Below are 12,968 nucleotides of genomic sequence, written 5' to 3' on the forward strand. Positions count from 1 at the left end.
CCGGAGGTTCGAGCGATGACGACAGAGAAGACAGGCGGATCCGTCGGGGTGGACGGGTCGGCCGACGGCGACGAGCAGCACCTGAAGCGGGCACTGAGCAACCGGCACATCCAGCTGCTCGCGATCGGCGGCGCGATCGGCACCGGCCTGTTCATGGGCAGCGGCAAGACCATCTCGGTCGCGGGCCCCTCGGTCATCTTCGTCTACATGATCATCGGCTTCATGCTGTTCTTCGTCATGCGGGCGATGGGCGAGCTGCTGCTCTCGAACCTCAAGTACAAGTCGTTCAGCGACTTCGCCAGCGACCTGCTCGGCCCGTGGGCGGGGTTCTTCACCGGATGGACGTACTGGTTCTGCTGGGTCGTCACCGGAGTCGCCGACGTGATCGCGATCGCCGGCTACACGGATGCGCTGTTCCCCGGCATCCCGTTGTGGATCCCCGGCGTGCTGGTGATCGTCATCCTGCTCGCGCTGAACCTGCCCACCGTCGCCGCCTTCGGCGAGATGGAGTTCTGGTTCGCGCTCATCAAGATCGTGGCGATCGGGGCGCTCATCATCACGGGTCTCGTGATGATCTTCACCGGCTTCCAGCACGATGCGGGCACGGCGAGCTTCGCGAACCTGTGGGATCACGGCGGCATGTTCCCGCACGGGTTCATGGGCTTCGTCGCCGGGTTCCAGATCGCTGTCTTCGCGTTCGTCGGCGTCGAGCTCGTCGGCACCGCCGCGGCCGAGACGAAGGACCCCGAGAAGAATCTGCCGAAGGCGATCAACGCGATCCCGATCCGCATCCTGCTCTTCTACGTCGGCGCCCTCGTCATCCTGATGGCCGTCGCGCCGTGGACCGAGTACGTCGCGGGCGAGAGCCCCTTCATCGCGATGTTCGCTCTCGCAGGCCTCGGCATCGCCGCGACCGTCGTGAACCTCGTCGTGCTGACCTCTGCCATGTCGAGCGCCAACTCGGGCATCTACTCGACCTCGCGCATGGTGTTCGGGCTCGCACAGGACGGCGATGCGCCCCGGCTGTTCGGACGCCTGTCGAAGCGCCGCGTGCCGCAGAACGCGCTGTTCCTGTCGTGCATCCTGCTGCTGTCGGGTGTCGTGCTGCTCTACGCCGGCAAGGACATCGGCACCGCGTTCGACATGGTCACCACGGTCTCGGCGGTGTGCTTCATGTTCGTCTGGACGATCTTCCTGTGCAGCTACCTCGTCTACCGGCGCCGGCGGCCCGAGAAGGTCGCCTCATCGAGGTTCCGGATGCCGGGCGGCATCTTCATGGTCTACGTCGTGCTCGCGTTCTTCGTGTTCATCCTGTGGGCGTTGACGACACAGCCCGACACGTTGACCGCGCTGCTCGTGACCCCGATCTGGTTCGTGCTGCTGCTCGTCGCGTGGCTGTTCGTGCGGAAGTCGCAGAACCACCTGACCCGGCACGCCGCGCACATCGCCTACCTGCGCGACGACTCGGCGGAGTAGTCGCGACGGCTCGGCGTTCACAATTCAGCATGAGCCGGCCGATTCCTAACGAAACGGCCGGTTCTGCGGTGTCCGGGACTGTTCGTGCTGAATCGTGAACGGCGGCTGCCTGTGGGAGGTTCCGACAGGCCCTCCCTCAGCAGCGAGCGTGCGCGTAGCGTCGGCCCTGACGAAAGGACTCGACATGCACACTCGCACACTCGGACAGGGCCTCGAGGTCTCGGCAGTCGGACTCGGCTGCATGGGGATGTCGCAGAGCTACGGACCCAATCCCGGCAGCCGCGACGAGATGATCGGCGTGCTGCGGTCGGCTCTCGACCTCGGCGTCACGTTCTTCGACACCGCGGAGGTGTACGGGCCCTATGTCAACGAAGAGCTCGTCGGCGAGGCGCTCGAGCCGATCCGCGACCAGGTCGTCATCGCGACGAAGTTCGGGTGGCGCATCGAAGACGGCAAGAGCGTCGGGCTCGACAGCCGCCCCGAGCAGATCCGCCGCGTCGCGGAGGCATCGCTGCGGCGCCTGCGCACCGACGTGATCGACCTCTTCTACCAGCACCGCGTCGACCCGGACGTGCCGATCGAAGACGTCGCGGGCACGGTGTCGGAGCTGATCGCCGAAGGCAAGGTGCGTCATTTCGGGCTCTCCGAGGCCTCGGCATCCACCATCCGACGCGCGCATGCCGTGCAGCCGGTCACCGCGCTGCAGAGCGAGTACTCGCTGTGGACCCGCGATCCCGAAGCGGAGGTGCTGCCGGTGCTCGGTGAGCTCGGCATCGGCTTCGTACCCTTCAGCCCTCTGGGCAAGGGGTTCCTCACCGGCACCGTCGACCAGACCACCTCATTCGCAGACGGAGACATCCGCGGCACGATCCCCCGCTTCAGCGAGGAGAACCGGGCGGCGAACCAGTCCCTCGTGAGTCACGTCACGGCACTCGCCGAGGCGAAGGACGCATCGTCCGGCCAGATCGCGCTGGCCTGGCTGCTCGCCCGCGAACCGTGGATCGTGCCGATCCCCGGCACCCGCCGCACCTCGCGCATCGCCGAGAACGCGGGAGCGGCGGCCGTGGCGCTCTCGGCAGACGAGATGGCGGATCTCGACCAGCTCGCCGCTCGCGTCGGGGTGCAGGGCGACCGCTACAACCCGCAGCAGATGTCGTTCGTCGACCGGTGAGCCCGCGCCGGCGCTGGGTAGTCTGAGGCGGATGACTCCGCCCCGCAGGTACCCGGCGACGATCGCCGCGCCTGTGGAGCACGAGCTCGTCATCAAGAAGTCGCGATTCATCGCGACCGTCGAGCCGGTCGCCTCAGTCGACGAGGCGGATGCCGTGATCGCACGGCTGCGGAAGCGGTGGTGGGATGCCCGGCACAACTGCAGTGCGATGGTCACCGGACTCCTCGGAGACCAGGCACGTTCGTCGGACGACGGCGAGCCGTCGGGCACCGCGGGCGTGCCAATGCTCGAGGTGCTGCGCAGGCGAGAGCTGACCGATGTGGTGGCCGTGGTGACGCGGTACTTCGGCGGGGTCAAGCTCGGCGCCGGCGGCCTCGTGCGGGCATACTCCTCGGCGGTCTCGGAGGTCCTCGACCTCGCGTCGCCGGTGCACCGGCAGTCGCTCACGCAGGTGATGTTCGACGTCTCGCACGCGGATGCCGGGCGCTACGACAACCTCCTGCGCGACTGGGTGCTGCACCACGGAGCGACGCTCGGCGACGCCCGCTATGCAGCGCTGGCGACGTTCGAGGTGTGGGCGCCAGCGGACGAGGTCGACCGTCTCGTCGAGGACATCGCGGCGGCGTCCGCCGGTTCCGTCGTGCCGGTGACCGGCGTGGAGCGCATCGTCGACGTCCCCGGCTGATCCACAACAGCGCCCGGATATTCTGGATGACGCGATCTCGGAAGGAGAGCGATGTTCGACAGCCCGCTCTCGGCTTCCGCCTACGAGATCCTCGGGGTGGACCCCACCGTCGACGACGGCGAGCTGCGGCGCGCCTATCGTCTGCGACTGCGCCAGACCCACCCCGACACCGGAGGGGACGCGGCCGTCTTCATCCAGGTGCAGCGCGCGTGGGAACTCGTCGGCACGCCCGAGGGCCGCGCGGCCTATGACCGTCGCTCCGGCGCCCACCCCGGCATCCCCGCCGAACCGGAGTGGAACGGCTGGCGGCCGCAGTCGGCGACCCGCACCGACACGCGTCCCCGGGCGCGGTCGTACGGCCACCCCGGCGGATGGCGTCGAGAGCGCTACCTCTCACTCATCCGCGAGTGGGCCGGCCGTGGCGTCGAGGTTCCCGATCCCTATGACCCGGCGCTCGTGCGATCAGCGCCGCGAGACCTGCGACGGCTGCTCGCCGATGCGCTGGCAGAAGAGGCGACCGCCCGCACGGTGAGCGCCCTCGGAATGGGATTCACGGTCTGGCACGACGTCGCGACCGGCGCCGACCCCGACGACAAGCTCGACCACGTCGTGCTCAGTCCGTCGGGTCTCTACGGCGTGATGTCGGAGGACTTCGGCGGCGTCGTCGGATTCCGCCGCGGCGAGATCACCGGCCCGAGCCTCGGCACACGCGCGCCCGTCACCGCGGCGCTCGGCCGCATGCGCACCGTCGCGAAGGCCGCCAAGGTGAAGTTCGGCGGTCTGATCATGGTGCTCCCCGACGACGACCTGGCACAGGCCGTCACGCCTCTGGGCAGCAGTCGCGGGGTGCCCGTCGTGGTCGTGCGGCGCAGCGCCCTGGCGATGGTGCTGCGCCAGGGAGTGCCCGGCGCACGAGCGATCGGCGGCAACGAACTGTTCGACGTCCGCACCCGACTGCAGCAGACCGTCACCTTCGTCTGACCCTGGTCGCGCCCTGTCGGCATCCGTCCGGCCCTCTTGACGGGCGTCGTCAAACCGGTTTACACTCGCTGCACCCGCACCTGTCAAACCGGTTAAACCGACGCCTGGCGAAGATGCGGACGATCAGCCCGATGTTCCACGAGGAGGTGGCATGAGCCGCACGACGATCGCCGACGTCGCCCGCGAGGCGGGAGTCACCAAGGCCACCGTCTCTCACGCGATGAGCGGCAAGCGCCCCATCTCCGACGACACCAGGGCGAAAGTGCTCGCCGCCGCGGAGAAGCTGAACTGGGTGCCGAGCCAGAGCGCCCGCGCGCTGGCCACCCAGAAGGCCAACGCCCTCGCCGTGGTGCTGGCCCGCGACCCCGAGGTCATCGCGAACGACTCGTTCTTCCCCGCGTTCATCGCCGGCGTCGAGTCCGTGCTGGCCGAGACCGAGACCGCCCTGATCCTGCAGGTGGTTCCCGATCGGGCGGCAGAGGAACGCGCCTATCGCTCGCTCAGCCACGGGCGGGCCGACGGCGCCCTGCTCCTCGATCTTCGGAACGACGACTGGCGCGTGCCGCTGCTCGAAGAACTCGGCCTGCCGGCCGTGCTGGTCGGCGCCTACGAGCAGCCGACCCGCTTCTCGTGCGTACGCACCGATGACGACGCCCCGGTGCGCGAGATCATCGCCCACCTGCGCGCCGAGGGGCATGAGCGCATCGCGCACGTGGCCGGTCCTCTCGACTACGTGCACTCGCGGGTGCGGGCGGATGCCTACATCGACGCCGTGGGCGGAGACGCACTGCTGCGCGAGGGCGACTTCACGGCATCCAGCGGTCGCGAGCGCACCACCGAGCTGCTCGCGCTTCCCGAGCGACCGACCGCGATCCTCTACTCCAACGACACGATGGCGATCGCCGGGTTGTCGTACGCCCGCTCGAGCGGACTCAGCATCCCCCGCGATCTCGCGATCGCCGGCTTCGATGACGACCACCTCTCGGCCCACCTCTCCCCTGCGCTCACGAGCGTCTCGTCGGGTCCTGCCGCACGTGGCCGCGCGGCAGCCCGCCTGCTGCAGGCCGACATCCTCGGCGCCGAACCGCGCACCGAGGTCGTCGACTGCAACGTCGTGCACTTCCGGGAGAGCACCACCCGCTAGACGATCACCCGAACCATCGCGTCAAGGAGGACAACATGAAGAAGAAGATCCGCGCAGCAGCGCTCTTGGGAGCCGTCGCACTGGTCGCCACCGGATGCTCGTCAGGAGGCGGGGGCGGCGACGCCTCGGCCGACGGCACCGGCTCCATCGACATCTGGCTGTCGAACAACGAGCAGGAGGTCGCCTGGGGCACCGCCGTCGTCGACGCCTGGAACGCCGAGCACCCCGACGAGAAGGTCAACGCCCAGGAGATCCCCGCGGGCTCGTCGTCGGAAGAGGCCATCACCGCCGCGATCACCGCCGGCACCGCACCCTGCCTCGTCTACAACGTGGCCCCGGCCGCCGTCTCGGGCTGGGTCAAGCAGGGCGGACTCGTCGACCTCAGCACCATGGAGGGCGGCAGCGACTACATCACCGAGCGCGGAGGAGAGGTCGACTCGTATGCGACCGACGGCAGCTTCTACCAGCTGCCCTGGAAGTCGAACCCCGTCATGGTCATGTACAACAAGGCGCTGTTCCAGGCCGCGGGCATCGATCCCGAGGACCCGCAGATGAACACGTACGACGCGTTCATCGAGGGGTCCAAGGCGATCGTCGCCTCCGGTGTGCAAAGCGCCATCTGGCCGGCTCCGACGAGCGAGTTCTACCAGCCCTGGTTCGACTTCTACCCGCTCTACCTCGCCGAGACCGACGGCACCATGCTCGTCGAAGACGGCAAGGCGACGGTCGACTCGGATGCCGGCCGCGAGGTCGCCGAGTTCTGGAAGACGTTCTATGACGAGAAGCTCTCGCCGAACGAGGCGTCGACCGACGATGCGATGTCCGCCGGCACCACCGCCATGCAGCTCGCCGGTCCGTGGGCGATCCCCTCGTACGCCGAGACCGTCGACGTCGGGTTCATGCCGGTCCCGACCAGCGACGGCCGCGAGAACCCGACGACCTTCGCCGACTCGAAGAGCGTCTCGATGTTCACCGCGTGCGAGAACCAGGGCACCGCGTGGGAGTTCCTGAAGTTCTCGACGAGCGTCGACAGCGACGGACAGCTGCTCGAGGCCACCGGTCAGATGCCGATGCGCACCGACCTCACGGAGACCTACGCCGACTACTTCGATGCGAACCCGAACTACGTCGCGTTCGCCGAGCAGGCCGAGGCGACGGCCGACGTGCCCAGCATCCCGAACTCCGTGGAGGCCTGGCAGGCGTTCCGCGACGAGTACTCCGCCGCCGTGATCTTCGGCAAGGAGTCGATCGACGACTTCCTGAAGAACGCCACGACGAAGATCGACGACCTCGTCGCCGAGTGATGAGTCTGCGATGACGCTCCGAGACGACGCCGTCGCGGACGTGGCCGGGGGCACTTCAGCCCCGGCCCCGTCCGCGGGCCGGCCACCGAGGGCGCGGTTGCGCACCCGACTGCTGGGTGCGCAACCGATCGGCGGCCTGTTCGCCCTGCCGTACCTGGTCTTCGTGCTGGCGATCTTCGCGTTCCCGCTGGGATTCGCGGTCTACATCGCCTTCCACGACTACTTCTTCACCGCGCCCAACGTCGAGGTCGAGCGACCGTTCGTGGGCTTCGACAACTTCGTGACCGTGCTCACCGACCCGAGAGTGCTCGGTTCGTTCCGCAACACCCTGATCTTCCTCGTCATCAACGTGCCGCTCACCGCCGTGCTCTCGCTCGTGCTGGCCGCGGCGCTGAACACCGGCATCCGCTGGGTCGCCGCCTACCGCGTGGCGTTCTACGTGCCGTATCTGACGGCCAGTGTCTCGCTCGTCGGCGTGTGGATGCTGCTCTTCTCGGGAAACGGTCTGATCAACACGATCCTCGGCCCGCTCGCCCCCGATCCGTCGTGGCTCGTGAACAGCGGGCTGGCGATGCCGATGATCGCGCTCTACGTCACGTGGAAGCAGCTGGGCTTCTACATCCTGCTGTATCTCGCGGCGCTGCAGAACGTGCCGAAGGAGCTCTACGAATCGGCCGAGACCGACGGCGCGGGAGCATTCTCCCGATTCTGGAACGTCACGGTTCCCGGCGTCCGTAGCGCCACCACGCTCGTGCTGATCCTGTCGATCATCACCGGAGCCAACCTCTTCACCGAGCCCTACCTGTTGACCAACGGCGGTGGCCCCGACGGCGCCTCGTCGACCCCCGTGCTGCTGATCTACCAGCTGGGCATCCAGCAGCAGAACCCCGACACCGCGGCAGCGATCGGCATGATCCTCGTGATCCTGGTCGGGATGCTGTCACTCGCCGCCAACCGCGCGACCAGGGAGCGATGACCATGAGACGCACGCGTTCACTGCCCCGCATCCTGAGCCTCATCCTGCTCACGGTCGCGGCCATCGGCTTCGCCTTCCCGTTCTACTTCATGCTGGTCGGGGCCTTCCAGGAGAATCCGACGAACTCGCCCAGCGAGCTCTTCCCGACGAGCGGGTGGACGGTCGAGAACTTCCTCGCGATCGACTCCCGCATCGATCTCGCGGGCTCCCTGCTCAACTCGCTGATCTTCACGGCGGGTGTGCTGCTGGGCACCGTGGTGTTCGGGCTGCTCGCCGGATATGCGATCGCGAGGCTCGACTTCCGCGGCCGTGGCGTCATCTGGGTGCTCATGCTGCTCGTGCAGATGGTGCCGTTCCAGCTGCTGATGATCCCGCTCTACGTGCAGATCACCCGCAACTACGGGCTCGGCGATTCATACATGGGCATGATCCTGCCGTTCCTCATCAACACGACCGCGGTGTTCATCTTCGTGCAGTTCTTCAAGGCGCTGCCCGTCGAGATCTTCGAGGCGGCGCGCATCGACGGAGCCGGCGAGATCCGGCTGTTGACGTCCGTCGCGATCCCGCTGATCAAGCCGGTACTCGTCACGGTGGTGCTCGTCACGTTCATCGGCCCCTGGAACGAGTTCCTCTGGCCGTTCCTCATCACGAAGGACGCGTCGCTGCAGCCGCTCGCCGTATCGCTCGCCAACTACATCTCCAACGTCGCGCAGTCGACGGCGAATCCCAACGGGGCCATCCTCGCCGGCGCCACGGCGCTCGCGTTCCCCGTCGTCATCCTGTTCATCGTCTTCCAGCGGTTCTTCCGAGCCACCGACCTCGGCGCCGCCGTCAAAGGCTAGCCAGAAAGGCATCCCATGTTCACCGGAGCAACCTTCCCCCTGGGCCCCTTCGTCCCCTACGAGGCCAATCCCATCCTTCGACCGAAAGGCGACAGCTGGGAGTCGGCCAATCTCTACAACCCGGCCGCGATCGTCGACGGCGACGAGGTCGTGCTGCTCTATCGGGCGCACGCCGACGACATCGTCTCGCACATCGGCATCGCGCGATCGAGCGACGGCGTGAACTTCACCCGCGAGGACGCGCCGATCCTCTCCCCCTCAGAGGACTACGAGCGCTTCGGATGCGAGGACCCGCGCATCGCGCTGATCGACGGCACCTACTATCTGACCTACACGGGATGGGACCGACGCAGCGCCCAGCTCTGCCTCGCCACCTCGACCGACCTGCGCACCTGGACCAAGCACGGCCCGCTGTTCGACGACTTCGACACGTTCAAGACCATGGATCCGCGTGGGTTCAACTGGTCGAAGGCCGGCGTGATCGTGCCGCAGAAGATGCACGGCAAATGGTGGATGTACTTCGGCGAGGGGGCGATCTACTGGGCGACCAGCGACGACCTCATCCACTGGACGCCGGGCACGGCCGACACCGATCCGATGTACTCGCCGACCCCGGGCACCTGGGACGAAGCGCTCGTCGAGATCGGCACCTCGCCCGTGCTCGCCGACAACGGACTGCTGGTGTTCCTCACGAACGGCGCGACGAGGGTCGTGCATGACGACGGATCGGTCGACGTCGACTACCGGTGCGGGCAGATCGCGATCGACCCCGACGAGCCGACGAAGGTGATCGCCCGCCTGCAGGAGCCATGGCTGAGGCCGCAGACATTCGAGGACATGAACGGCCTGGTGTCGAACGTCACGTTCGTCGAAGGACTCGTGAAGTTCCGAGGCAAGTGGTTCGCCTACTACGGGCAGTCCGACACGACGCTGGCCGTCGCCATCCACGATCCCGCGCAGCCGTGGGGCCGGGCACTGAGAGACGCGAACGAGGAATGAGAGCATGTCCATCTCCCGACGCACGTTCCTGACCGCCGCAGCCGCGACCTCTGCACTCGCGCTGCTTCCGCTCGACCCTGCCGGAGCGCACGCCTCGGCGCCCGCCCCACCGCCGCTCGGATCTCGACCGATCGGCGCGGGTGGAGGCGCGCGGCTCACGAACCTCGCACACCTGCGCTTCCTGCTCGCCGAGGTTCCCGTGGTGGCGAGTACCACGCACACCACGTTCGGCATCGACGCCTCACCCCGCGTCCTCGCACCGTGGACCTATGCCGACACCGACGGTGCGGGCGGATTCCGTCCGGTCGGTGGCGGCACTCGCGACGCCGTGACCGGGTACTGGACGCAGGGCGCCTACAACGCGGATGACATCGCGCGAGCGGCGATCGTGTTCCTGCGCGCGTGGAAGGCGACCGGCGACGCGCAGGCCCGCGACGAGGCACGCGATGTGCTGAGGTCGCTGGCGTTCCTGCAGACGACGAGCGGGCCGAATGCCGGCCGGGTGGTGCTGTGGCAGCAGGAGGACGGCACCCTGAACCCCAGCGCGATCCCCGTCGAACTGCCCGACCCGTCGGACTCCGCCGAGTCCTACTGGCTCGCTCGTTCGGTCTGGGCATTCGGCGAGGGCTATGCGGCGTTCCGGCGGGAGGATTCCGAGTTCGCGGCGTTCCTGCTCGCACGGCTGCATCTCGCTCTCGACGCGCTCGGTCGCGAGTCTCTGTCGCGTGCCGGTCACTGGGTGCGCAGCGACGGACGGGATCTGCCCGCCTGGCTGATCGCCGGCGGCGCGGATGCGACGGCCGAGGCCATGCTCGGGCTCGCTGCGGCGACCGAGGCCGGAGATGCGCGCAGCCGTCAGGCTCTGCAGACCTACGGAGAAGGGGTGGCCGCGATGGCCACCGACCCGGCGAAGGGATGGCCGTTCGGCGCCGTTCTGCCGTGGACCGGATCTCTCGGTTTCTGGCATGCCTGGGGCGCTGCCGCACCGGAGGCACTGGCTCGCGCGGGTGCGCTGCTGCGCCGCCGAGAGTGGACCGCCGCGGCCGTGGCGGACGCGGGGACGTTCACCCCGCAGGTGCTCGCCTCGGGCGGACCGCACAACGCCTGGGCGCCGCTGCCCGCGGAGGCGCAGATCGCGTACGGCGCACACGGCCGCGTCGCGGGCGCCGTGCAGGCGGCGTCCGTCGGCGGAGAAGGTCTGCGCGTGCTCGCCGGGCTGACTGCCAGCTGGTTCTTCGGGGCGAACACCGCAGGCGTCCCGGTGTACGACCCGGGCACCGGCGTGACGTTCGACGGCGTGGAGACCGACGGGCGCGTGAATCGCAACTCGGGGGCTGAGTCCACGATCCACGGGCTGCTCACGATGCTGCTGCTCGACGCGAACCGCGACATCGCACGCATCGCGACATCGATCACCGGCCTGTCCTCGTTCTCGGGACTTCGGGTGATCGATGCCGAGGGCGCTCGGCTCTCGGCGGGCTGCGAGGTCGTGCGGCCAGAGGGCGGCGCGTGGATCGGCGAGGGCAACCTCTCGGGAGCCGCGTATGTGCGGGTTCCCGCGGGCGAGTCGGTCGAGTTCGATGTGACGGAGGCCGGCGGCATCCTGCACGGTCTCGTCTGGAGACAGAAGGCGGATGCCGGAGAGGCGGTGTGGGAGGTGTTCCGCGGTGGCAGGCGGCTCTGGAGCACGCGAACCCCTGCCGGAGGAACGGGCGATCGCGGCCTCACGGAGGCCGACGGGATGCTCGTTCCCCAGCTGCTCGGTGGCGATCTTCCCGCCGATGCGGTGACCGTCCGGTGCACGAGCACCGGCGATCTGCGGCTCGACGCTCTCGTCATCCAGCCGGCGGTGTCCACGGCCGTGTATGCCATGGCATCCGGTTCCGCGGTGCTGTACGCGAACGGCGCTCGGCGCGATCAGCGAGTCTCGCCCCTCGCTGCGGGATCGGGCCGAGCCTACGAGGCCGACGGGTCGCAGCGTGGCCAGGCTGTGCAGGGCGGCAGGGTTCGCGTGCGCGGCGGAGGTTTCACCATCACGCGGTGAGGGCGCGGGGCTGTGCCGTCGGCACGCGTGCGGACTACGGTTGCGGTGTGCCTGCGCTTCCCGAGTACGACCCGCTGCCCGATCGCCCCGCCCCCGACAATCCCTCGGGAAAGCTCGTCCTCCTGCGCCACGGCGAGACGGAGTGGTCGAGGGCCGGCCGCCACACCGGCCTCACCGACATCCCGCTCACAGCGCGGGGTGAAGACCTCGCTCGCGCTGCCGGGAGGCTGGTCGCCGACTACGACTTCTCGCTCGTCCTGTCGTCACCCCTCGAGCGCTCTCGGCGCACGGCCGAGCTCGCGGGGCTTCACGCCGAGGTCGATCCGCTGCTCGTCGAGTGGGACTACGGCGGATACGAGGGTCGCACGACGAAGGACATCCGCGAGGAGCTCGGCTACGACTGGAGCGCCTTCACCCACGGTGTGATCCGGGGCGCGACGCCGGGCGAGACCGTGGAGGAGGTCGCCGCCCGCGCGTCCCGCGTGCTCACACGGGTGCTGCCGGCGCTGACCGAGGGCGATGTGGCACTCGTCGCGCACGGCCACTTCCTCCGCATCCTCACCGCCGTCTACCTGCGCCTCGCTCCGCGCTTCGGCGCGCAGATCACGCTGGATGCCGGATCGGTGTCGGTGCTGAGCTTCTATCGCGAGCAGCCGGCGATCCTGACGTGGAACTACGGCCTCGAGTTGCCCCTCGCACCGTCGGAGTCCTGACCCCCGCAGCGGAACGAGAGCACTGGAAACTCACGGCACGGTGACGAGCGAGATCGCATTGATCGTGGGAGCGCCGTCGAGAGCGAGCTCGAACCTCACCCCGGTCCGGGCATTCGTGACGTCGAACGCGATCGTCTCGTTCGTGCACGCGATCGGCTCCGACGGCGATCCCTCATCGAGTTCACTGACGGTGAGCACGATCGTCCCCTCGCCTCGGCATGCGAACTGCGCCTGATAGGTCCCCGGTTCGAGCGATGTGAAGCTGGTGACGTCGTTGGCCGAGCTGTTCTCGCTCATCCATCCGGAGAAGCCGAAGACGTATCCGGGCGAGTCCGACCCCGGTACCGCGGTCTGCGCCCACTCGGGGATCTCGTCCACGGGCAGCGGAAGCTGCGCCTCGTCGGAGTCGGCATCCTGAGTCGCCGTCGACGCGGAGCCGCTCGGAGATGGCGAGGGAGACGTCGATCCGGTCGCCGACCCCGACGGCTCTCCCGTGCATCCGGCGAGCGCGATGCCCGCCATCAGGACCAGTCCGATCGTCGCCGCTCTTTTCCTGAACATCCCTCCACGCTACGGATGAGCCAGGATGATGCAACCGCCGCGCCCGACACGCCATTCTTTTGAGTTACTCAA

General features: G+C 68.4%; 12 protein-coding genes. 11 read left to right on the forward strand and 1 reads right to left on the reverse strand.

What is annotated here, in order from left to right; translation table 11 throughout:
* The first annotated feature begins 15 nt into the window (after window positions 1–15).
* The 11 genes from cycA (at window position 16) to ACIPV5_RS01740 (ending at window position 12,335) form a co-directional block, all read left to right on the forward strand.
* Complete coding sequence (gene cycA, locus ACIPV5_RS01690; RefSeq protein ID WP_400339242.1) at window positions 16–1,476, forward strand: D-serine/D-alanine/glycine transporter; 1,461 nt, start codon at window positions 16–18, stop codon at window positions 1,474–1,476.
* A gap of 184 nt (window positions 1,477–1,660) precedes the next feature.
* Window positions 1,661–2,647 (forward strand): aldo/keto reductase, encoded by a 987-nt coding sequence (locus ACIPV5_RS01695; protein ID WP_400339244.1) that lies wholly within the window; start codon window positions 1,661–1,663, stop codon window positions 2,645–2,647.
* 31 nt (window positions 2,648–2,678) lie between these two features.
* A complete protein-coding gene (locus tag ACIPV5_RS01700) occupies window positions 2,679–3,332 on the forward strand; it encodes an IMPACT family protein (protein WP_400339245.1) in 654 nt (217 codons plus the stop codon).
* A gap of 51 nt (window positions 3,333–3,383) precedes the next feature.
* A complete protein-coding gene (locus ACIPV5_RS01705) occupies window positions 3,384–4,313 on the forward strand; it encodes a DnaJ domain-containing protein (RefSeq protein ID WP_053098165.1) in 930 nt (309 codons plus the stop codon).
* Between the two features lie 151 nt (window positions 4,314–4,464).
* On the forward strand, window positions 4,465–5,457 hold the full coding sequence (locus tag ACIPV5_RS01710; RefSeq protein ID WP_053098166.1) for a LacI family DNA-binding transcriptional regulator: 993 nt from the start codon (window positions 4,465–4,467) through the stop codon (window positions 5,455–5,457).
* 35 nt (window positions 5,458–5,492) lie between these two features.
* Window positions 5,493–6,761 (forward strand): extracellular solute-binding protein, encoded by a 1,269-nt coding sequence (locus ACIPV5_RS01715; RefSeq protein ID WP_187249194.1) that lies wholly within the window; start codon window positions 5,493–5,495, stop codon window positions 6,759–6,761.
* Between the two features lie 10 nt (window positions 6,762–6,771).
* Window positions 6,772–7,737, forward strand: a complete 966-nt coding sequence (locus tag ACIPV5_RS01720) for a carbohydrate ABC transporter permease (protein WP_082586444.1) — start codon at window positions 6,772–6,774, stop codon at window positions 7,735–7,737.
* Between the two features lie 2 nt (window positions 7,738–7,739).
* On the forward strand, window positions 7,740–8,579 hold the full coding sequence (locus ACIPV5_RS01725) for a carbohydrate ABC transporter permease (RefSeq protein WP_400339251.1): 840 nt from the start codon (window positions 7,740–7,742) through the stop codon (window positions 8,577–8,579).
* Between the two features lie 15 nt (window positions 8,580–8,594).
* Window positions 8,595–9,578 (forward strand): glycoside hydrolase family 130 protein, encoded by a 984-nt coding sequence (locus ACIPV5_RS01730; protein ID WP_072592119.1) that lies wholly within the window; start codon window positions 8,595–8,597, stop codon window positions 9,576–9,578.
* A gap of 4 nt (window positions 9,579–9,582) precedes the next feature.
* Window positions 9,583–11,622: a hypothetical protein gene (locus ACIPV5_RS01735; protein WP_400339254.1), complete on the forward strand. Its 2,040-nt coding sequence runs from the start codon at window positions 9,583–9,585 to the stop codon at window positions 11,620–11,622.
* Window positions 11,623–11,669: 47 nt separating this feature from the next.
* On the forward strand, window positions 11,670–12,335 hold the full coding sequence (locus tag ACIPV5_RS01740) for a histidine phosphatase family protein (protein WP_082298058.1): 666 nt from the start codon (window positions 11,670–11,672) through the stop codon (window positions 12,333–12,335).
* A 30-nt stretch (window positions 12,336–12,365) separates the two neighbouring features.
* On the opposite strand, the gene ACIPV5_RS01745 is transcribed toward ACIPV5_RS01740, so the two are convergent.
* Complete coding sequence (locus ACIPV5_RS01745; RefSeq protein ID WP_320489226.1) at window positions 12,366–12,896, reverse strand: hypothetical protein; 531 nt, start codon at window positions 12,894–12,896, stop codon at window positions 12,366–12,368.
* Window positions 12,897–12,968: the final 72 nt, after the last annotated feature.

It is taken from the genome of Microbacterium sp. NPDC090014, from assembly GCF_044748285.1.
Taxonomy (GTDB): domain Bacteria; phylum Actinomycetota; class Actinomycetes; order Actinomycetales; family Microbacteriaceae; genus Microbacterium.